Source organism: bacterium, from assembly GCA_020440705.1.
GTDB lineage: Bacteria > Krumholzibacteriota > Krumholzibacteriia > LZORAL124-64-63 > LZORAL124-64-63 > JAGRNP01.
This window is the reverse complement of record JAGRNP010000070.1, coordinates 1-21,037: the sequence shown is the minus strand read 5'-3', so window position 1 is coordinate 21,037 and position 21,037 is coordinate 1. Positions and strand designations below refer to the sequence as shown.

20 protein-coding genes are annotated in these 21,037 nt (G+C 73.1%); 4 read left to right on the top strand and 16 right to left on the bottom strand.

What is annotated here, in order from left to right:
• Window positions 1-139 precede the first annotated feature (139 nt).
• The 15 genes from KDM41_11405 to KDM41_11335 form a co-directional block, all read right to left on the bottom strand.
• A complete protein-coding gene (locus KDM41_11405) occupies window positions 140-937 on the bottom strand; it encodes a hypothetical protein (GenBank protein MCB1184030.1) in 798 nt (265 codons plus the stop codon).
• Window positions 938-939: 2 nt separating this feature from the next.
• Entirely contained in the window at window positions 940-1,530 is a 591-nt protein-coding gene (locus KDM41_11400; protein MCB1184029.1) for a PepSY domain-containing protein, read from the bottom strand.
• 12 nt (window positions 1,531-1,542) lie between these two features.
• Complete coding sequence (locus KDM41_11395) at window positions 1,543-2,418, bottom strand: outer membrane beta-barrel domain-containing protein (GenBank protein MCB1184028.1); 876 nt, start codon at window positions 2,416-2,418, stop codon at window positions 1,543-1,545.
• The gene (locus KDM41_11390) at window positions 2,415-3,104 is read right to left on the bottom strand and encodes a hypothetical protein (protein ID MCB1184027.1); all 690 of its coding nucleotides are present in this window, start codon (window positions 3,102-3,104) and stop codon (window positions 2,415-2,417) included. The genes KDM41_11395 and KDM41_11390 overlap by 4 nt, the downstream gene beginning before the upstream one ends.
• Window positions 3,101-3,727, bottom strand: coding sequence for a hypothetical protein (locus KDM41_11385; protein MCB1184026.1), 627 nt, complete (start codon window positions 3,725-3,727; stop codon window positions 3,101-3,103). The genes KDM41_11390 and KDM41_11385 overlap by 4 nt, the downstream gene beginning before the upstream one ends.
• A gap of 9 nt (window positions 3,728-3,736) precedes the next feature.
• The gene (locus KDM41_11380; protein MCB1184025.1) at window positions 3,737-5,386 is read right to left on the bottom strand and encodes a T9SS type A sorting domain-containing protein; all 1,650 of its coding nucleotides are present in this window, start codon (window positions 5,384-5,386) and stop codon (window positions 3,737-3,739) included.
• Window positions 5,387-5,408: 22 nt separating this feature from the next.
• On the bottom strand, window positions 5,409-6,563 hold the full coding sequence (locus tag KDM41_11375; protein MCB1184024.1) for a DUF3570 domain-containing protein: 1,155 nt from the start codon (window positions 6,561-6,563) through the stop codon (window positions 5,409-5,411).
• Window positions 6,560-6,805: a DUF4266 domain-containing protein gene (locus KDM41_11370; GenBank protein MCB1184023.1), complete on the bottom strand. Its 246-nt coding sequence runs from the start codon at window positions 6,803-6,805 to the stop codon at window positions 6,560-6,562. Before KDM41_11370 ends, KDM41_11375 begins: the two co-directional genes overlap by 4 nt.
• Complete coding sequence (locus KDM41_11365) at window positions 6,802-7,368, bottom strand: TlpA family protein disulfide reductase (protein ID MCB1184022.1); 567 nt, start codon at window positions 7,366-7,368, stop codon at window positions 6,802-6,804. The genes KDM41_11370 and KDM41_11365 overlap by 4 nt, the downstream gene beginning before the upstream one ends.
• 10 nt (window positions 7,369-7,378) lie before the next feature.
• Complete coding sequence (locus tag KDM41_11360; protein ID MCB1184021.1) at window positions 7,379-9,394, bottom strand: PD40 domain-containing protein; 2,016 nt, start codon at window positions 9,392-9,394, stop codon at window positions 7,379-7,381.
• A gap of 49 nt (window positions 9,395-9,443) precedes the next feature.
• On the bottom strand, window positions 9,444-10,088 hold the full coding sequence (locus KDM41_11355; protein MCB1184020.1) for a hypothetical protein: 645 nt from the start codon (window positions 10,086-10,088) through the stop codon (window positions 9,444-9,446).
• Entirely contained in the window at window positions 10,085-10,543 is a 459-nt protein-coding gene (locus KDM41_11350; protein ID MCB1184019.1) for a hypothetical protein, read from the bottom strand. Before KDM41_11350 ends, KDM41_11355 begins: the two co-directional genes overlap by 4 nt.
• A gap of 314 nt (window positions 10,544-10,857) precedes the next feature.
• On the bottom strand, window positions 10,858-11,943 hold the full coding sequence (locus KDM41_11345; protein ID MCB1184018.1) for an FAD:protein FMN transferase: 1,086 nt from the start codon (window positions 11,941-11,943) through the stop codon (window positions 10,858-10,860).
• Window positions 11,944-11,947: 4 nt separating this feature from the next.
• Window positions 11,948-14,644: a protein kinase gene (locus KDM41_11340; protein MCB1184017.1), complete on the bottom strand. Its 2,697-nt coding sequence runs from the start codon at window positions 14,642-14,644 to the stop codon at window positions 11,948-11,950.
• A 162-nt stretch (window positions 14,645-14,806) separates the two neighbouring features.
• Complete coding sequence (locus KDM41_11335) at window positions 14,807-15,406, bottom strand: TetR/AcrR family transcriptional regulator (GenBank protein MCB1184016.1); 600 nt, start codon at window positions 15,404-15,406, stop codon at window positions 14,807-14,809.
• A 228-nt stretch (window positions 15,407-15,634) separates the two neighbouring features.
• Between KDM41_11335 and KDM41_11330 the strand changes: the two genes are divergently transcribed.
• Entirely contained in the window at window positions 15,635-16,750 is a 1,116-nt protein-coding gene (locus tag KDM41_11330) for an alkene reductase (GenBank protein MCB1184015.1), read from the top strand.
• 34 nt (window positions 16,751-16,784) lie between these two features.
• Here the strand turns inward: KDM41_11330 and KDM41_11325 are convergent, their stop codons facing one another.
• Window positions 16,785-18,422, bottom strand: coding sequence for a carboxypeptidase regulatory-like domain-containing protein (locus tag KDM41_11325; GenBank protein ID MCB1184014.1), 1,638 nt, complete (start codon window positions 18,420-18,422; stop codon window positions 16,785-16,787).
• Between the two features lie 130 nt (window positions 18,423-18,552).
• Between KDM41_11325 and KDM41_11320 the strand changes: the two genes are divergently transcribed.
• From KDM41_11320 to KDM41_11310, 3 genes are all read left to right on the top strand, one after another.
• A complete protein-coding gene (locus tag KDM41_11320; protein MCB1184013.1) occupies window positions 18,553-19,830 on the top strand; it encodes a NupC/NupG family nucleoside CNT transporter in 1,278 nt (425 codons plus the stop codon).
• A 17-nt stretch (window positions 19,831-19,847) separates the two neighbouring features.
• Window positions 19,848-20,285 carry a thioesterase family protein gene (locus KDM41_11315; GenBank protein MCB1184012.1) on the top strand — a complete coding sequence of 146 codons (438 nt, stop codon included), beginning with the start codon at window positions 19,848-19,850 and terminating at the stop codon, window positions 20,283-20,285.
• Window positions 20,282-21,037, top strand: a 756-nt coding sequence (locus KDM41_11310) for a sulfotransferase family 2 domain-containing protein (protein ID MCB1184011.1), incomplete at its 3' end; no start/stop codon positions are given. The genes KDM41_11315 and KDM41_11310, both read left to right, overlap by 4 nt.

Genomic DNA, 21,037 nt, shown 5'->3' with positions numbered 1-21,037 from the left:
TTTCCCTCCGGACCGGACGCCTGCGCGCGTCCGGTTCCCCCGGCGGTGCCGCCCACCAGGATCAGCAGCGCCCCGAGCAGCCGGGACGAGGTGCGGCGGGTCGCCCGGAGGCGCCCGCGCTGCCGCCGCGGGTGCGCCATCAGCGCTCCCACGTCCGCGCGGCCAGGCCCAGGTCCGGGCGCTCCGGATCCAGGGCCGTCAGATCGAGCTCGAGGAAGGTGATGCGGTCGCGGCCGGCGGCCAGGGGCACGTCGACGGCCGGAAGGCTGTCCCAGGCCCCGCCGGTGAAGGCGAGGCTGTAGACGTGGTCGCGCGGCTCGACGTAGCGGTGCCACACCTGGGCCACGCCGCCGCGCCGCAGGGCCGCGCGGGTCGTCCCGTCGAGGGCCACGTCGTGGAAGTCGTTGTCCTCGCCGAGGACGATCCCGTCGGGCGCCGCGCCGGCGGGCAGCCCGCGCACGACGACCACGAGGGCCGTCTCCTGGCGGCCGAGGAAATCGGCCTCCAGTTCGCGCAGGCGGGCGCGCTGGTCGGCGACGAGCAGGTCCATGCGATCGAGGTCGGCCTCGAGGCCGCCGAGACGCGTGACGCTGTCCAGCAGGTCGCGGCGGGCCAGGGCCAGGGTGGCGGCGTCGACGGTGTCGCCGGCGGCGGCGATGGCCGCCGCGAGCTCGCGCAGGCGCAGCAGGTCCGTATCCAGGTCCCGGGCGTCGCCCTCGCTGCGCCGCACCGTGAGCAGACGCAGCCGATCGAGCTGGCCGCGGATGAAGTCGCGGTTGTCGCGCAGGAACCGCAGCGTCGGGTGGTCGGTGTCGCGGACCTCGGCCCGCCGGACCTCGGTCGTGACCCGCGGCGCCGGCCCGTCGGCCAGGGCCGCGCCGGCCACCGCGAGGGTCGCGACGCCCGCGAGCGCGAGCAGGAAGCGATGACGGCCCATGCTCAACCCTCCCACGTCCGCACAACGTCGCCGCTCGCGGCGTCGACGATGACCAGCAGGTTCGGCCGGTCCGGCGCCGTGTAGACCACGGCCCAGGTGCTGCGGTCGGGCTTCTTCTCGTGCAGGGCGCCGCGGATCAGGAACATGGTGCCCACGCGCCCGCCGTGCGCGGCGCGGAAGCGCGCGCCGGCTTCCTTCTCGGCCGCCGCGAGCACCGCGGCGCTGTCGAGCCAGGTGTCCGGCAGGGGCGGCGCATCGAGGTCGAAGTCGAGGTCCGAGGCCTCGAGCACGCGGCCGTCGCGCAGGGTGTAGGCCCGCGACTCGCCGCTCGCGCGGGAGCGGAAGAGGTAGCCCCAGCGCGCGGCGGTGCCGTCGGCCGCGAGGGGCTCGTCGTTCTCGAGGTAGACGAGCTCGGCGTCGGCCGCCCAGGTGCGGGCGGCGTCGGCCGCCAGGTCCAGGCCGGCGCGGGCGGTGAAGGGCCGGGGCTCGCCCCCGTCGGCCGCCGGGCCGCCCAGCACGATGGCCAGGCCGACCAGGCCGCAGGCCACGACCAGGCGGGTCACCGAAGGCAGGGGAAGGCGGACGTCACGCATGGATCTCTCCTTCTAGAACAGGAACGACGTGCCCACCGAGAACTCGAAATTCGTGTTCTCGCGGCGGGCCGCCGCCGAGCCGGACTGCATGGTGTAGCTGCGGAAGTCGAAGCTGACGGCGGTGGCCTGGCTGACGAAGAAGTTCAGCCCCGCCCCGTAGTTCACGCCGCTCTCGGTCTCGCCCTGCATGATCGTGCTGCCCAGGCCGATGGTGACGTAGGGCACCATCTGGCGTCCGGGCAGGATCTTCGCGTTCAGGTTCAGGGCGTAGTACAGCATGTGGAAATCCTCCTCCTCGAGGGTGAGCCCGAAGAGGGATTCGACGATCTCGGCCGGACGCTGCACGTGGGTCCAGCCCAGGTTGCCCTCGACGCCCACGTACTCGAGCACGTAGTAGCCCACCCGCCCGCCGAGGGCGAGCGAGTTGGACTTGCGGTCGAAGGCGTAGCCCCCCGCGTAGGCCGTCAGGCTGAAGCTGCCCACGCGCGAGAAGAGCCGCGGGTTGGGCCGGAACTCGAGGTCGGACATGTCGTCGAACTCCTCGCACAGCGAGGCGTGCACCCACGCGGTGCGGGTGTCCGAGAGGCGCACGTTGTACCACTCGTCCTTCTTGGCGATGACGACGAACTCGGCGCCGGCGGGGAAGGCCGCGACCATGGCGAAGCCCGCACCCGGACCGCTGCGCACCACGTTGGCGCCCTCGCCGGTGAGCCGGACGCTCTTCTCGGTCAGCACGTGGGGCTGGTTCAGGGCCGGGGCCGGGCCGGCCTCGGCGTAGCAGCTCCACACGGTCAGTCCCCACAGGACGATCACGAAGCCCGCGACCGTCTGGCGCAGGCCCGAGCGCCAGAGCGGCTCGCGCTGGTAGCCCTTCAACAGGCGTCTCATGGCGCGTCTCCTTGCGATGCGAACGCCCACGCCACGCCGAGGCGCAGGCTCCAGTTGGCGAAGTCCTGCCGCTGCGACACGATCTCGTCGCCGCGGCGGTGGGCGGTGTCGATGGCGTAACCCGTGCGCTCGGCCTCGAGGGCCACGTCCAGGCGCCGGCCCAGGCGGCGCTGCAGGACCAGGCCCGCGCCGAGGGTCGTCTCGGTGATCGGCGCGAAGTCGACCGTGAGGTCCTCGCCCGCCAGCGCGCCCGGGATCACCACCTGATCCGGTTCGTAGGCCAGGCGCATGCGGCCCAGCTGGCCGGACGCCCACACGCCCACCCCCAGCAGCGTCACCACGCGCACACGCGCGACCAGCTCGCCCTGCCACGTGCCCACGCGCGGGTCGGGCGTGTCGTCGGCCAGGCCCGTGCCCTGGGTCGTCGACCAGCGCGAGACGCGCAGGCCGGCGGCGAGGGGGCCGCGCGAGACCAGCGCCTGCAGCGCGGTCTGGGCGGTAGGGGTCGTGTCCCAGCGGTAGTCGGCCAGGTCGGTGTCGGGGCCCACGGCGCCGGCGGCGACGCCGGCGCTCAGCTCCCAGCCCGCCGGACGGTCGGCGGCCCACGCCGCGCCGCCCACGGCGCACAGGAGCAGGACGAAGCCCGTCAGGGGGCCGCGGCTGCGCAGGTGCCGCGGCGCCCTCATGGCGTGCCGCCCGTTCCGGCGGCCACCGGCAGCGCGAAGCCGGTGAAGAGCAGCTCGTACTCGTCGACGGGGAAGGGCGTCACCACGAGGGAGTCGCGGTTGTCCTCCAGCTCGATCTCCTCGCCCTCGGCCAGGTACAGCACCAGGTACAACCCGCGGCGGGCGGCCGAGTCCGGCGCGCCGGCCGCGAAGTCCGCCGGGACCACGGCGTCGAAGGCGAGGCGGAACTCCTGCACCAGGTGGTCGAAGCCCGTCACCGCGCGGGTGGCGCGGCCCGCGGTCACCGAGCCCGCGAGCACGCGCTCGATCTCGCGCGAGGTCGTCAGGCCGAAGTCGTCCGTGTCGAGGTCGACCTCGGCCGGGGGCAGGTCCGGCGCGTAGCGCACTTCGGCCACCAGGTAGCCGGTGCGGATGTCGCGGTAGGTGATGCGCCCGGCCACCGACACGGGCACCGTCGCGCCCGCGGCGACGGTCTCGCCGTCGCGCGGGTCGCTGGACACCACCTCCAGCAGCGTCCAGCGCTCGTCGATCTCGGGCTCGCCGAGACAGCCGGCCACGGCGACCAGCGCCAGGGCGGCGGCCACGGCGACGGTGCGGGCGGTTCCCGGGGTGCGCTGCGTCATCGTCCTCACCTACTTCACCAGGATCATCTTGCCGGACGCCTTCTCGTCGCCCGCCACGACCCGGTACAGGTACACGCCGGAGCCCACGGGCCCGCCGTCCTCGTTGCGTCCGTCCCACAGCACGTCGTGGCGGCCGGGCGTGGCCGGACCGTCGGCCAGCCGCCGCACGAGCTGGCCGCGCAGGTCGTACACGTTCACCTCGTAGTCGCGCACGCCGGGCGGCATCAGGAAGCTGATGGTCGTCGTCGGGTTGAAGGGGTTGGGCGAATTGCCCAGCACGCTCAGGTTGCGGGGCAGGTCCGGATCGCCGGCGCGGGCCAGTTCCACCGACACGTTGGCCACCGCCGTGCGGGCGGCGTCGTAGGTCGAGGCGGCGCGCAGGGCCAGCTCGTAGCGGCCGGCCTCCCAGCCGGTGCCGTCGGCGGGGGCGGCGAGGTCCAGGCGCGCCTGGCCGGCCGCGACCCGGCCCAGATCGAAGGTCGTCACCACGCGGCCGTCGGCCGGATCGACCAGTTCGGCCGTCAGGTCGGCGCAGTCCGTGAGGAAGAGGTCGACGGCGGACCGACCCGGCACCTGGGCCGGGCGGGCGATCTCCACGCCGAGCCCCAGCACCCGCAGACCGCTGCCGCTGTCCCACTGCTCGACGAGCACGCCGCGGCCCTCGCCGGCCCGGCGGCGGCTGCCGTCGCGGTGGTCGGTGACGGTGACCTGCGGCACGTGGAAGCCGCGCGGGCGGTGCACGGCGGGCAGCGCGCCCGCCACCGACTTCAGGCCGGCGGTGTACTTCACGACGCCGCCGGTCGGCGCGGTCGCGTAGACGTTGCCGAAGTGGTCGCACGAGAGGGCGGTGACGGTGCCCTGGTCGTGGCGCAGCTCGCCGCCCCACGCCAGGCCGGAGCCGGTGTCGCGCAGCGTCACCAGCCGCCCGGTGTGGGCGTCGGCCACGTAGACCGTGCCGTCGGCGCCGTCGGCCGTGCGGCCGGCGACCACCGCCAGCGGACCGGCGAACGCGCCGACGCCGCTGCCCAGCCCGCCGAGGCGCGCGGTCTCCGTCGCGGCGTCGGTGCCGGGCGTGAAGCGCACGACCTCGCTGGCCCCGGTGTTGGCCACGTACAGCGCGTCGTCCGAGGCGTCGAAGGGCGTGCCGCCGTCGGACCACGCCACGTCGTGGGGGCGTTGCAGCCCCGGGATCTCGTAGAGCGGCACCAGGTCGATGCGGTCGAACTCGGTCACCGTCCGGAACACGACCACGCGGTCGTTCTCGGTGTCGGCGACGTACACGCGCCCGGCGTCGTCGGCGGCCAGGCCGCGCGGACCGGCGAGGGGACCGAACGCGGTGCCGGCGCCGTCCCAGGCCTTCAGGCCCTGGCCCATCTCGCCGTACACGAGCCGGTTCCAGCCCGGATCGCTGACGACCTGGAAGTAGCGCGACTCCAGGTAGGGGAAGGTCGCGTAGACGTCGACCCGGCCGAGGACCACCGTGGCCCACGGCGCCGAGAAGAGGTCGCGGTCGACGAGCTGCCGCGTCACCTGGCGATCGAGCACGTCGACGCCCCCGTCGGCCAGGAAGGGCTGCGGCTCGAAGGTCGCCGCGCGCAGGCCGCCGCCGGCCAGCGTGGCGGCCAGCAGCAGCGTCGAGGTCAGGGTCGTGCGGAACATGCCGGTCTCCTTTGCGCTCCGGTCAGAACGTCACCGAGACGCTGGTCTCGAAGACGTTCGCCGTGAAGTTGTTGCTGTTGAAGTACCGCTCGTAGGTGAAGCGCAGTTCGGTACGGGCGAGGATGCCGCTCCCGCCGAAGAGCGACTCCGGACGCCAGATCACGTGACCCCCGAAGAGGTGGGCGCCGTAGTCGCCGAGGCGGTAGTCGGCCGTCTGGTAGCCGTCGATGCTGGTGCCCCCGCGGTAGTCGTCGCGGTAGAACCAGGCGGCCCCCTGGGTGTAGTAGCGGTAGCGGTAGCGCACCGTCAGCGGCCGCGAGATGCGCTGGGCCAGCCGCACGCCCCAGGTGTGGGAGCGCACGGACCAGTTGTCGTCGTAGTAGCGGTAGTCGAGCTTCAGGCTCGATTCGTTGCCGAGGTACTGGCTCAGGTTCACGAACACGTCGCGCCGCGAGCGATGGTCCGGATGCAGCTCCGGCTCGATGCCCCCGCCCACGTACACGCTGCGGTAGGGATCGTGCTGCTGGCCGCGCACCAGGTTCAGCTCGGCCCCCACCCGCAGGCGCAGGCTCGGCGTCACGATCTGGGTCGCGACCAGGTTGACGTGGCTCGTGTGCCGGTAGGCCGAGCCGCGGGAGCCGTCCTGCTGCAGGGCCCGGATGTCGTCCCAGCCGTAGCTCAGGCCGGCGGCGAGGTTGAAGTTGTCGTCCATGAAGTCGGCCGCGTAGGCGGCGGCGAGCATCTGGGCGAAGTAGTCGTCCTCGTCCGAGACGTAGTAGCTGAGGCCCGCGCCCGACCAGTTCATGGTCCCCTGCAGCGAGTTGCGCACCTTCACGTAGTCCTTGAAGGCGTCCTCCTCGCTCAGGATGGGGCGGCTGGCCGAGGTGATGCCGTCGATGGCCTCGGCGCTGCCCGGGGGCGCGTCGATGGCCGGGATCACCACGCGGTCGTGCACCCACTCGATGCCGGCGGCGACCTGGTCGGAGAGGCGGAAGGCCGAGTCGACGTACTGGGTGTAGACGTGCACGCCCTCCACGTCGGAGAAGAAGTTCATGGCGTAGCCGGCGGTGTTGTCGGCCAGCTGCGGCGCCGCGCCGCGCACGACGCCGCCGGCGACGGTCAACACCGCCGCCGCGAGCACCACCGCCGCACCGTTCCTGCCGCTCCGGAGGGTCATTTGCAGGCGCACCCCCCGCCGGCGCCGCCGACGCCGCCGGTCGAGCCCTCGCGGGCGTCGAGCCACTTCATCTCGCGCATGCCGGCCACCATGTCGTGCCGGTCGGTCATCAGCGGATCGGCCAGATGCTCCTTCTCGTAGGCGCGCACGGTCGAGCACCCGGCCAGGACGGCCAGGAGCGCCGCCAGCGCCACGCCGAGGGCCGCCCGGCGGCCGTGTTCGCGGATCGCGTCGCGGCTCATGCGCCCGGCCTTTCGTCGGCGGCCAGCAGGTCGTCCACGGCGCGGGCGATCAGCGCCAGGTTCGCCTCGTCGCCGCCCTCGACCTTCAGCACCACCGCGCCGTCCCGGTCCAGGACGTAGGTCGTGGGCACGGCGGCCAGGTCCAGGTCGGCGGCCAGGCCCCGCGGACCGTCGAGCCACACGGCCAGGTCGAGCTCCGCGCGCGCGACGAAGTGGCGGGCGTTGGCCTCCTTGGCGTCGATCGAGACGGCGACCACGCGCGCGCCGCGACCGCGCCACCCGGCGTCCAGGGCCGCGAGGTCGGGCAGCTCGCGCCGGCAGGGCGCGCACCAGCTCGCCCAGAAGTTCACGACCACGATCTCGCCGCGCAGGTCGGCCAGCCGCACCGCGCCCCCGTCCAGGTCGGTCATGGCCCGGGCGGCCAGCAGCTCGTCCGGCGCGGCCGGACCGGCCCCGGCCGGCCCCGACGCGACGGCGGCCAGGGCCAGACCGAGCAGCAGCACCCGTCGGCCCGCCGCCCGGCGACCCCGTCGCCCGTCTCCGTGGTGATTCCGCATCGTCATCGTCGTTCCCCTACCGGTACTGGGCGCCGAGCAGCACCCACAGGGTGAAGAGTTCGCGCTCCTCGGCCGTGAGCGGGTCGGACGCGGGGTGCGCCCCGTCGCCGGCCTTCTCGCCCACGCCGTGGATGTAGTCGATCAGGGGCGAGCGCCGCGGGAACGCGGGCACCACCGCCTGCCGCAGCGACGTCTCCGACTCGCCGGACAGGTTGATGTAGGCCCGCGGGAAGACCTGCATCATGCGCCCGGTCGTGTCCGGCACGGCGGTCAGGTCGAGGAAGCCCGGCGGCGGGATCGTGTCGGTCACCGTGACGATCGGGCCGTCCGGCACGAGCATCGTGTCGCGCTGGACGTAGGTCGGGAAGTGGCACCCCACGCACTTGGCGGCCACGATGGGCGCGATCTGGTCGCGGTAGTTGATGTAGGTGTAGTCGGCGGGCTTCACGTTCACGTCGCTGGCCGGCATGCTGCGCGCCAGCGGCACGGGGTTCGTGGTGTGCGAGGTGAAATCGCCGCGCTCCTGGTGGCAGCCGACGCACTCGTTGGCCGTCTCGCCCGGCTGCACGTACAGCCAGGTGCGCTTGGTGACGATGGCGCGGTGCAGGCTGTCGACGGTGGCGAAGCTGACCGGCGTGTTCGCGGGCACCTTGATCTTGAACGAGCCGTCCGGATAGACCGGCGCGAAGCCGAGCAGCGCGCGCTTCTCGAACTCGTTGGCCGAGTAGTCGTTGGCCTCGCCGCGGGCGGTCGGGATGCCCACGAAGACGGCGATCTCCTCGATGGGATCGACGCCCTTGACCGGCACCTCCTGCCCGTCCTGCGTGCTGCGGTTGAAGACGTCCTGGCCGAGGAAGATGCCGAAGTCGCTCACGCCGTCGCCCACCGGGTCGACCACCGGCGGCGGCGCGTGCGGGGCGAGCAGCTGGGCGTCGTACTCGTTCCAGTTCGGGTCGTTGTAGAGGAAGGTCAGGTCGCTGATGCTGAAGGTGGCCGGCGACTCGTCCGTGCCCGACCCCGTCTGCTCGAGGGTGAAGGTGTACAGGCCGTAGTCGACGTCCTCCTCGGCCGCCGCGGGCAGCGTGTAGCTGGCCACGTAGCGGTTGCCGCCGAGGGGGAAGGGGTACTTGAACACGCCGTGGGGCCAGGGCGCCCCGTCGTTGTTCACCTGGTCGGTGAGCACGTTCCAGTGCTCGTCGTTGCCCCCGATGGCCGGATCGGCCGGACCCGTCTCGAGCTTCAGCACCGCGATCGGGCCCGAGTCCTCGTTCACCATGGTCGACTCGATGGCGATGATGCGGCCGTCGGGCATGACCTGCGGGTGGAAGAAGTTGCGGTTGTGCGGACCGTACTTGTGGAAGCTGTGGGTGCCGTCGGGGTTGGCGACGAAGATCGGGAAGCGGTTGAAGGTCCCGAAATGCTCCCAGCGCGTGTAGATGACGCGGCCGTCCGGCAGCAGGGCCGGATCGAAGTCGTCGCTCATGTTGAACGAGCGCCGCTTGAGGTCCGAGCCGTCGGCGTTGCAGGTGTAGAGCACCTCGGCCGGGGCGTGGTTGTACTCGTCCATGCCGCCGTGGCGCGAGCTCGTGAAGAGGATGCGCCCGTCGGGCAGGTACAGGGGATCGAAGTCGTCGCCGCCGCCGCTGGTCACCTGGCGCAGGCCGGTGCCGTCGGCGCGGATCTCCCAGATGTTCTGGTGGGCGTCGCCCTGCCGCCGCAGCGAGAAGAGGATGCGCTCGCCGTCGAACGAGACGCAGGGGTCGAAGACCGCGGCGCCCGTGAAGTTCGTGATCGGCGTCACCTCGCCGTCGGGCGAGATGGGCGCCAGCCGGTACAGGTTGCCGGAGGCCCGCGAGCGGTTCAGGGTCTCCTCGCCCTCGGTCTTGACGAAGACCAGGGCGACGGTCGTGTCCTCCTGGCCGATCAGGTCGTCGGGCGCGCTGTCGCGGCAGCCCCCCGCGGCCGCGAGCAGCCCCACGAGGGCCGCGACGGCCCAGGGGCGACGGTTCGGTTGCGTGATCGGGTTCCTCATGACATCTCCCATCCCGTCCGGCCCGGCCTGCGCGGCCCGGCCGTCCGGATCAGTCCCCCAGGCTCCGGTAGAACACGAGGCCGAGCGTGAGCTCGGCGTACGAGTAGGCGACGGTGTCTTGCTCGCCGCGTTCCTGGCCCAGGACGACGGCGTTGCGCGCCTCGCCCCGCAGGGCCACGTCGTCCCGCAGATAGGCTTCGAGGCCGCCGCCGAAGGCGACGACGTTCTTGGTGACCGGGTCGGCCTCGATGGCCTGGCCCGGGTAGGCGGTCATCATCCCGTAGCCGAGGCTGGCGTACGGCTGCAGACGTCCGGACAGCGGGTAGCGGAGCTGCACGTTCAGGGTGTGCAGCACCGCATGCAGCGAGCCGGACGGGTTGTGGCCCAGTGAGATCTCGTAGCCGAGCCACCGGTCCGGGTTGAAGGCGAGGCGCAGGGCGAACAGGTCGTCGGCGCCGAAGCGTCCGACGGCCGGGCTGAAGGCGACCCGGCGGCGGAACTGCCGCGGGCCGGCGCTCAGATGCGTGGCGCCGCCGCGCAGCTCGGGCACCAGGTAGTGCAGGCCGTCGGCGGTCGCCGTGGTGTCGGCGGCCGCGGTCGCCGGCGCCGCGTCCGCGGCGCGCACGGGTGTCCCCGACGCCGCGGCGCCCAGCAGGAGCAGGAGAACCAGGCTGCCCGGGGCGCGCGCGCTCATCGCAGCTCCCCCGCGAGGATCCAGGCGCGGATCGCCTGGAAGTCCGGATCGGCCGCGTCGAGGAAGCCCGATTCGGACGCGGGCGCGGTGTGCGCCACGCCGCCGGCCGCCGGGTCGAGGGGCTTGAGCAGCAGGTTGCTCGCCTCGCGGTCGACCGCATCGACCTGCAGGCGGGCCTGGACGAAGTCGAAGTCGTAGTCCTTGGCGTCGGCAGGCGAAAGCTGGAAGGTGCCGCGCAGGCCCCCGCCGTGGCAGGCGACGTTGTCGCAGCCCCGGCTGGTGAGGATCGGCCCGACGGTCGCGACGAACGCGGCCTCGTCGAGCACGAGCTCGCGGCCGCCGGTGGGCGGCTCCGTCGCGGTGGGCGACGCGCTGCGGCAGCCGGCCGCGGCCAGCGGCAGCGACAGGACGCACGCGGTCCCCACGCGGACGATCATGGTCTTGCGGCGATTCACGCGAAACACTCCCCTATTTGTCTTGTTTCGCCCCGGTCCCGGATATCGGTCGGGAGCGGGCGGAACTTGAACGGCGGATTCGCCGGGCGTCCTGGCCTCCGTCAATCGAGAGGCTTTTTGCCCTGATTCGGGACCGTCCGACGCTTCGGAATGCGCGATCGGCGCCTTCCCCGTCGGGGTCCGTGCTTCCTCATGAGGGAGGGCGATTCCTTCCCGGCCTTCCCGTCGGAAGGCCTGGGCAGGGGCGCAGCAAGATCCGCTCCGTCGGCGCAGGCCGGGCGGCGGGTGCCCTGGCGGGAAGGGAGAACGGGAAACTAGAAGGAGCGCAGCTCGCAGCGGGCGGCGGCGCGCGGGTTCAGATCCACGCGGGGGCGGAGATCCTCCTCCACCCAGATGACCTGCACCCCGTCGGCGGGGTGCGCGACGAGGATCACCTGCAGCTCGGGGTGGGCCCGCGCGACGGCCCGCGCCTCGTCCGGCGGCAGCACCACCAGGGCCGTGGCCCAGGCGTCGGCCGTGGTGGCGTCCGGTGCGATGACCGTGGCCGAGGCGACCCCCTGCGCGGGCCAGCCCGTGCGCGGGTCGAGGATGTGGCCGTAGCGGCGCGGCCGGCCGCCCATGTCGGCCATGACGTACTGCAGGTAGTTGCCCGACGTGGCGATGGCCCCGTCGCCGAGGCCCACGGTGGCCAGGTGCTCGCCCGAACCTTCGGGATCGAGCACGCCCAGCACCCAGCCGTCATTCCGGCCGGGGGCGTGGCCGAGGGCGACCATGTTGCCCGAGAGGTCGATCAGGGCGTCGCGCACGCCGGCCTGCCGCAGCAGTCCGGCCACCCGGTCCACGCCGTAGCCCTTGGCCACGCCGCCCAGGTCGATGCGCGCGTCGGGTGTGGTGAAGCGCAGGGTGCCCGCGGCCGCGTCGAGGTCCAGGTGCTCCCAGCCGACGCGGCGGCGCGCCGCCGCGATGGCCGCCGAATCGGGCACCGCCGGCTGGCCGGCGAGGAAGCCCCACAGCCGCACCAGCGGTTCGACCGTCAGGTCGAACGCCCCCCCGCTCTCCCGCCCGACCCGCGCCGCCACGGCCAGCACCTGCGCCACCTCCGGGTCGAGACGCACCGTCTCGCGCCCGGCCAGGCGGTTGATGCGGGCGGTCTCGCTGGTGTCGGTCCAGTTGGTCATCAGGGAGTCGGTGTGGTGCAGGCTGAGCAGGGCGCGGTAGGCCAGATCGGCCACGGCCGCCGAGTCGGCCGTCACCAGGCTCAGGGTGGCGGTGGTGCCCATGGTGCGGGTGCGGAAGTCGATGCGGCGCGGGGCGTCGGCGGCCCCGGCCGGCCACCCGATCAGCACGGCGGCGACCAGGGCCGCCGCGGCGATCGATCGCCCTCCGCGCGCCGCGCCCATCGCCCTACCTCATCAGCCCGCGCTGCCAGTCGGTCACGAACTGGATCAGCGAGGACTCGGACCGGACCGCCTGGTTGTCGGCGGCATCGAGCAGCCGGCCGCCGTTCGGGTCCAGGTCGTAGGTGTTGCCGTCGTAGGTCGGCCCTTCGACCCGCAGCGAGGTGCTCGAGCCGCGCACCCGGAAGGTGTCGCCGCTGCCGTCGACGGTGAAGACGAGCAGTTCGCCGTCGAATCCGACGGTCCACAGCTCGGTGCCTCCGGCCGCCCAGATGGGATACACCCGCCCGTCGGTGGAGATCTGCCACTTGCGCGCGCCCCCGGCGGCGGGGATGACGAAGACGTCGAGCCCCTGCGGCGTGATGTGGTGGAACGCGATCCAGCGGCCATCCGGGGAATACGTCCCGCCGCCGGAATTCTGGTCGGGCAGAGAGTACACCTCGACCGGCTCCGGTTCCGCCCCGGTCAGGTCCAGGCGCCACATCGAGAAGACGTCGGAGCCCTCGGGCGTCCTGTTGAACAGGAGATGGCGGCCGTCGGGGCTGACGTCCGTCGGCCCGACCTCGTCTTTCGACTCGAAGAGGATCGCCGCTCCCCCCTGTCCCTCGACCGGCTGCTCGATCAGCTGGAAGGCCCCGGCCGGCCCGGCCTGGTAGATGACCCTGCTCCCGTCCGGTGTCCAGACCGGCCGGATCTCGTCGCCGGCGGCGAAGGTGAAGCGCGTGCGCAGCCCCGTGTCCAACTCGACCAGCCACAGATCGATCCCCGAGTCCGACTCGCTGTCCATCTCGACCAGGGCCTTCGTGCCGTCGGGCGAGATGGACGGGTGGGACAACAGCCCCGGCTCCCCGACCTCCACCAGCGCCCCGGTCTCCCGGTCGCGCCAGTAGAGCTGCTTCTCGCCCCCGGCCGCCGTGCCGGTCTGGTACGCCAGCATGCCCGAGGCCGCCGGCGAGAAGACCGACAGCGCCGCCCCTTCCAGGGTCAGCACGTTCTCGACGATGGGCGTGCCGGTCGTGGTGATCTTCTCCATGTCCGGCGTGAACGGCGTGGCCATCAGCACGCCCTCGCGCACGGTGAGCAGGTGGCCCGAACCGTAGTCGGCGTCGCTGTCGGAGGTCGCGATCTGGCGGGGCGTGAACGTCGTGTCCAGGGAGGCCAGGAAGACCGCGTTCGCATCGCCCCCGCTGCTGGTGCGCGCGGTGTACAGGAAGTGCCGGCCGTCGGGCAGGAAGCGCGGATGCCGGTGGGAATCGTAGCCGTTGCCGGTCTTCGTCAACTCGCGCGGATCGCCGCCCGACTCGGGCACCACGCTGATGCCGCTGCCGGCCGACGCCGCGAAGATGATCTCGCCGTCGGCGTTCCAGGAGCCGCCCTTGCCGTTGCTGGCCGCGCAGAGGGTCACCGGCGGTCCGCCGGACACGGCCACCTTGCGCAGCTTCTGGTCCTGCACGATGAAGAACCCGATGGAGCGGCTGTCGGCCGACCAGAAGGGGTAGGCCGCCTCCTCGGTGCCGGACAGGGCGACGGCCTCGCCCTGGTCCAGACGGCGCAGCATCAGGCGTTTGGCCCCGTCGACCCGGGCGCAGTAGGCGATCATGGTGCCGTCCGGCGACACGGCGACGGCCCCCGGGGCGGACTGCTCCAGGGCGTACTCGCCTCCCGGCGGCGGCGGCACCATGGCGTGGATCACCGGCGCCGGCGCGGGCCGGGACAGCACCTTCCAGCCCAGGCCCGTCCCCACCAGCAGGGCCGCGGCCGCGATCGCCACCAGCACCCACACCGGGCGCCGGCGCTCGACCTCCACCACGGCCTGCCGCGCGCCGAGCATGCTGAAGCTCAGGTTGGTGCCGCTCTCCCCGCCGTCCTGCAGGAAGATGCGCGCCTCGCCGATGTCGCGCAGGCGCTGCTTCGGGTTCCGTTCGAGGCAGCGCTCGACGAGCCGGCACAGCTCGGGCGCCTCGTCCACGGGCAGCCGGTCCCACTCGGGATCCTTGCGCAGCACGGCGGCCAGGGTGTCGCTCACGGTCTCGCCCTGGAAGAGCTGCTCGCCGGTGAGCATCTCGAAGAGGATGACGCCGAAGGCCCAGATGTCGGTGCGCCGGTCGACGTTCACGCCGCGCGCCTGCTCCGGACTCATGTAGGCGGCGGTGCCCAGGATGGCGCCCACCTGGGTCATGGCCGCGGTGATGGTGGGCATGGCCGACGACTCGGACTGGTTCGGGCTGTCGCCGAGCCAGGCCTGGGCCAGGCCGAAGTCGAGGATCTTCACCTCGCCGTCGTCGCTGACCATGACGTTGGCCGGCTTGAGGTCGCGGTGCACGATGCCGCTCTCGTGGGCGGCCTCGAGTCCGGCGGCGAGCTGGCGCGCGAGGCGGCGCACCTCGTCGGCGGGCAGGGCGCCCGCGGCCATGCGTGTCGTCAGCTCCGTGCCGGACACCAGCTCCATGACCAGGAAGCGGATCCCGTCGGCCTCCTCGAAGCCGTACACCGAGGCCACGTTGGGGTGCTGCAGGCTGGCCAGGGCCCGCGCCTCGCGGTGGAAGCGGGCTTCGCGTTCCGGGTCGCCGGTCAGTTCGGCGGGCAGGATCTTCAGGGCGACGTCGCGCCCCAGCTTCGTGTCGTGGGCGGCGAAGACCTCACCCATGCCCCCGCGACCGATCTGCGCGCGGATCTCGTAGTGCAGCAGCGTCTTGCCGACCATGGTGCCCCCAGGGAAATCGGACCCGAAACATCCGGTTGTGGACCGGGCACACGGCGACGTCCCGGGTGGAGCGCCGGCGGACCGGTCGGTTCACGTCCTGCCAAGGTGAGACGAGCGAGAGGTTTCACCGGCCGCCAACGTACCACCGGACGGCGGGCAGCGTCAACCGGACCGCCCGGCGGCGGCCTCGTCCAGCAGCGCCAGCAGGGTGGCCACCGTGTCGGCGATGCGGCCGGCCGAATCGGGCAGACGCACCACCAGGCCCAGGCCGTACATGGCGGTGGTGATGGTGCGGGCCAGGCGGCGGGGGTCGGCGTCGGGGCGCAGCTCGCCGCCGGCGCGGGCCTCGGCCAGGGCGGCGTGGAGCCCGTCCTCGAAGCGGGCGACCTGGGCGGCGACCACGGCCACGGCCTCGGGGTCGTCGCGCGACTCGACCATGGCCGTGACGGTGAAGCAGCCCGCCGCCGGGCAGGTGGACGCCAGGGCGGCGAAGCCCCGCACCAGCGTGCGCACGTGGGCGAGGGGTGAGCCTTCGGCCGCCAGCAGGGCCAGCTTGCCGTCGACCTCGTCGCGGCCCCAGGCGGCCAGGGCCTGCAGGTAGAGGCCGCGCTTGTCGCCGAAGGTGGCGTACAGGCTCTGCCGGCAGATGCCCAGGCGCTCGGTGAGCTCGGGCACGCTGGTCCGCTCGTAGCCGTGGGCCCGGAACATGGCCACGGCCCCGGCCAGGACCTCGTCGGCGTCGAAACTGCGGGGGCGGGGCACGGACACTCCCTTCGGGGACCCAGATCGATCGTTCCACAATCTAGGCCGCCCCCCGGGGCGTCGCAACGGGAGGCGGCCCAACCACCTTGCAGCTATCATGGCCGGTGGATCCGGGGGTGGAGCGGCGAAGGCCGTTCGAGAACATCCATTCCGGATCGGCCGCCGGCGCGCCGCGGCCGATCCCGCGCGGGGCCCCGCTCCGCTTCCCGGGCGCGCGAAAGGAACACCATGTCCCCCTCCTCGCCGAGCCTCTTCGACGCCGTCCGCGTCGGTCCCCTCAGCCTGGCCAACCGCATCGCCATGGCGCCCATGACCCGCTCCAAGGCGGGGCCCGGGCGCATCGCCACGCCGCTGATGGCCGCGTACTACACCCAGCGCGCGGGCGCGGGTCTGCTCATCACCGAGGCCACCTCGGTCTCGACGCAGGGCAACGGCTGGGTCGGTGCGCCGGGCATCTACACCGACGAGCAGGAGGCCTCGTGGCGCCAGGTGACCGACGCGGTGCACGCCGCCGGCGGCCGCATCTTCCTGCAGCTCTGGCACATGGGCCGCGCCTCGCACAGCGACTTCCACGACGGCGAGCTGCCCGTCTCGGCCTCGGCGGTGCGCCTCGAGGGCGACGGCATCCACACGCCGGCGGGCCGCAAGCCCTACGAGACCCCGCGCGCGCTGGCCCGCGAGGAGATGGCCCTCGTCGTGGCCGACTACGCGGCGGCCGCCGCCCGCGCCGAGCGCGCCGGCTTCGACGGCGTCGAGGTGCACGCGGCCAACGGCTACCTGCTCGACCAGTTCCTCCAGTCGAAGACCAACCACCGCACCGACGCCTACGGCGGCAGCGTCGAGAACCGCTACCGCCTGCTCGGCGAGGTGGTCGTGGCCTGCCTCGAGGCCTTCGCCCCCGGCCGCGTGGGCGTGCGCCTGTCCCCCAACGGCGCCTTCAACGACATGGGCTCGCCCGACTTCCGCGCCCAGTTCACCTACGCCGCCACCCAGCTCGGCAAGCTCGACCTGGCCTACCTGCACGTGGTCGACGGGCTCGCCTTCGGTTTCCACCAGCTCGGCGACCCCATGACCCTCGAGGACTTCCGCGCCGTCTTCCCCGGCACCCTCATCGGCGCCTGCGGCTACGACCGCGACACCGCCGCCGCCGCCGTGGCCCGCGGCGCCGCCGACCTGATCGCCGTCGGCCGCCCCTTCATCACCAACCCGGACCTGCCCGCGCGCTGGCGCCACGGCTGGCCCGAGGCGCCGCTGTCGGACATGGCGACGTGGTACGCGCCGGGTCAGGATCCGGCGGGCTACACGGAGTATCCGGCGTATGCGGAGGATGGGACGGACGGGTAGCCGGACACCGCGGGGCGCCGCCGGCGGCCCGCCCTCACGGCCCGACGCGGTACAGCGCCATGTTCGTGCCCTGGGGCAGCTGGCGCAGGGCGCGCACCGCATCGAGCTCGTCGATGTGGATGGGCACGGGCAGGTCGAGGTTGGCCACGGCCAGGCCGAGGGTCATGAGGTAGCCGCCGTTGCCGCACGCCACGTGGTTGGCCAGGCCGAGGACGTGACCCAGTTCGTGCAGCGTGACGATGTCCAGGACGTCCTGTCCGGTGATGCCCCGGTCCAGGCGCAGCAGCATGCGCTGGGGGATGATCTCGCTGAGGTTGTATCCCGCCGGGGCCGTCAGGGTGACCTTGCCGAAGGCGCCGGGCAGGTCGTCCACGTACTCGCAGATCACGTCCGCCGAGGCCTCGTCGGCGGCTTCGCGCAGGTATTCCTCCCCGAGGTGCAGGTTCCAGGTGGCCATGGCCGCGCGCATGGCCGCCGCGAAGTCGAGCCCCGAGAAGCCCGACCCTTCGGGCACCCACACGTCGACCGGATATTCGGGCCACGACCAGAGCAGGCTCGCCGCCGGGTCGGTGGCCACGATGCGGGTGTTCGTCATGTGCCGGAAGAACGGCAGCCACTCGCCTTCGTAGAAGTCGCAGCCGTCGGCGAGGTCGCGGCGCGGCAACATGACGATCCGCACGTCGTTGCCGCTCATGGTGTCCAGTGCGCCCGACGTGAAGCCGCACCAGCCCTCGTCCGGGATGTCCGAGCCGACCACGCGGATGGCGCCGGTCGGATCGAGGTCGAGCAGGGGGCCGAGGCGGAAGGTCCCGTCGGCTGCCGAGAGCACCCCGAGGCGATCGCCGTCCACGCGCACCTCCTGGCCGGCCACCGGCGCCCCGGCCCCGTCGACCAGGCTGCCCGAGAGCCACCACTCGCCGGGCACCCGCGTGCGCGCGCTGTTGCCCAGCCGCGACAGGCGCCCGTAGACGTCGTACGACCGCACGTAGAACCACGCCATCTGGCCGGGCACCAGCCCGGCCTCCCCGTCGAGGATCTCCACGTAGAACGGTGTCTCGGGCACGAACGGCACCCGCCCCTGCTCGTTCTGCTCCCAGTTCTCCTCGGTCAGGGGCCCGTCGGGCGACGCCGCGAACGCGTAGCCGACCACGCGCACTTCCGCGTCGACGACCTGCTGCCAGGTGACGATGGCCTCGCCCGGCGCGGTGCCTTCGCGGGCGGTGATCAGCGGCACCACCGGCGGCAGCGGCACGTCGAACTCGACCGTCTCGATCACCCAGTAGTAGGTGCTGGTCGCCCGGTCGACGGCGGCGGCGACCCGCAGCGTGTCGATGCCCGGCGCGCTGGGCACGAAGGTGTAGGCCTCGGTGGCGGAGACCGGATCGTCGCCGAGGCGCCAGGCGCAGGTGCAGCCGGCAGGGGCGTCGGTGGTGACGAGGAATCGCAGCGTGTCGCGGGTCGTGATCCGCTGGCCCTGGGCCGTGGGCAGGAAGGCGAAGTTGATCTCCGGCGGCTCGTCGCCGCCGGGCGGCGCCACCGGCGCCTCGTCGCGGCAGCCGGCGCCGAGCATCAGCAGCACCACCAGCGCCAGCGCGCAGGCCGGCGGTCCGAGGTGCTGCGGTCGGATCCGGGGGAGCCGGATCGCCGCGTGGTGTGGCGCGATCCCCTTCATGACCTGAATCTACGGCATCGGCGCCGGCCCATCAATCGCGATGGCAAAATCGAGGTGGACCGCTCCGGGCCGATTCCCGATAATCGGCATCTGGACAGCCGCTTCTCCCCCTTTCCGGAGCCGACCACCCGTGCAGAACCTCGTCTCCCTCCTCGGCATCTTCGTGCTGCTCGGTCTGGCCTGGGCCTCGAGCAACAACCGGCGCCGCTTCCCCTGGCGCGTGGTCGGCTGGGGGCTGGGCCTGCAGTTCCTGCTGGCGGTGCTGCTGCTGCGCACGCCCTGGGGCCAGGTCGTCTTCGGCGCGGCGCGCAGCTTCGTCACCCGCCTGCTCGGCTTCACCGACGCCGGCGCGGCCTTCATGTGGGGCAACCTCTACCGCACCGGCGAGGATCTCGTGGCCTTCGCCAACCCCGAGGCCGGCTACATCCAGGTCACCAACTCGGTCAGCGGGCAGCTGATGCCCATCGGCACGGTCTTCGTGATCCACATCCTGCCGACGATCATCTTCTTCAGCAGCCTGATGGCCCTGATGTACCACCTGGGCCTCATGCAGCGCATCATCACGGGCGTGGCCTGGGTCATGCAGCGCACCATGGGCACCAGCGGCTCGGAGTCGCTCAGCTGCGCGGCGAACATCTTCGTGGGCCAGACCGAGGCCCCCTTCGTGATCCAGCCCTACCTGCCCACCATGACCCGCAGCGAGCTCATGGCGGTCATGGTCGGCGGCTTCGCCACCGTGGCGGGCGGGGTCATGGCGGCCTACGTGCGCTTCGGCATCGACGCCGGCCACCTGCTCTCGGCGAGCGTCATGTCGGCGCCGGCGGCGCTGGTCGTCGCCAAGATCATGTTCCCGGAGACCGAACCCTCGCCCACCCGCGGCACGGTCGACCTGCAGGTGCCCCGCGAGTACGCCAACGTGCTCGACGCCGCGGCGGGCGGCGCCGGCGTGGGCCTGCGCCTGGCCGCCAACGTGGGCGCCATGCTGCTGGCCTTCATCGCGCTGGTGGCCATGGTGAACTACGGCCTGGGCTGGGTCGGGCTCTCGCTGGAGAAGATCTTCGGCTGGGTGTTCTCGCCGGTGGCCTGGGTCATGGGCGTGCCCTGGGCCGAGGCCCACGTCTTCGGCAACCTGCTCGGGACCAAGATCGCCGTCAACGAGTTCATGGGCTACATCGCCCTCGGCGACGCCATGCACGCCGGCACCCTCTCGCCGCGCAGCGTGGTCATCGCCACCTACGCCCTGTGCGGCTTCGCCAACTTCAGCAGCATCGCCATCCAGATCGGCGGCATCGGCACCATCGCGCCGGGCCGCCGCGCCGACGTGGCGGCCCTCGGCCTGCGCGCCATGTTCGGCGGCGCCCTGGCCTCGTGGCTGACCGCCACCATCGCGGGCGTGCTGGTGGGCTGAACCCGAAAGGAGGGGCCATGCCCCGCGTGCAACTGCAGCCGCTCGACGCCTACCCCTTCCGCATGCACCAGAGCGTGCGCACCACCGACCTGAACTACGGCGGGCACCTGGGCAACGACCGCCTGCTCTCCCTCGTGCACGAGGCGCGGGTGGCCTGGCTGGCGTCCCACGGCTGGAGCGAACTGGACTGCGCCGGCGCGAGCCTGATCATGGCCGACGCCGCGGTGGTGTACCAGGGCGAGGGCTTCGCCGGCGACGAGCTCGCGTTCGAACTGGGTGCGGTCGAGGCCGGGCGCAGCGGCTTCCGGCTGGCCTGCCGCGTCACCCGGCCGCGGCCCGACGGCGGCGCCGACCCGATCGCCCTGGTCGAGACCGGCCTGGTGAGCTTCGACTACGCGGCGCGCCGCATCGCGCGCCTGCCCGCGGCCGTCGCCGCCGTGTGCGGCGAGCCGTGAGCGCCGCCCCCGACACGCCCGTGGTGTTCATCCACATCGCCAAGACGGCCGGCACCAGCCTCACGCGGGTCCTGCAGGAGCATCTGCCCGCCGACCGCCTGGCGGTGCGCACCCACCGCCCGCTGGCCACCCTGCCCACCGCCGACCACGCCCGGACCGTGGCCGTGATCCGCGAGCCCCTCGACCGCCTGGTCAGCGCCTTCGCCTGGCTGGGCGGGCGCCCGTCGGTGCTGTGGCGCGGCGCGGTCGGCAACCCGGACCTCGCGGCCGAACTCGGCCTCGACCGTTTCGCCGGCCCGGCCGACTTCCTCGACCACTTCGACGCCTTCTACGACGACCACGTGCGCCCCTGGGCCGACGGGCTCGCGGCCGCCGACCGCCGCCTGGGCGACCTGATGGCCTTCGGCCACTTCAACCTCTTCGTGCCCCAGCACCGCTACCTGGTCGACGCGCGCGACGACCTCGCCGTCGGCCACCTGCTGCGCTTCGAGCACCTGGCCGACGACACGGCCGCCTGGCTCGACCGCGTGGCGCCCGGCCACGGCCCGATCGTCTGGCCCCACCTCTACCCGTCGCGGCGCGAACCGGCCGCCGCCCTGGCCTCGCCCCGCGCCCTGGCCGCCGTGCGCGACATCTACGCCGCCGACTACGCCCTGCCCGGCATGGCGCCGTCCCCCGCACCGATTGCCGCCCGCGAACCGTCGCCGGGTCTGCCGCCCCTCGCACGCGCCGTGGCCCGGGCCGCCGCGGCC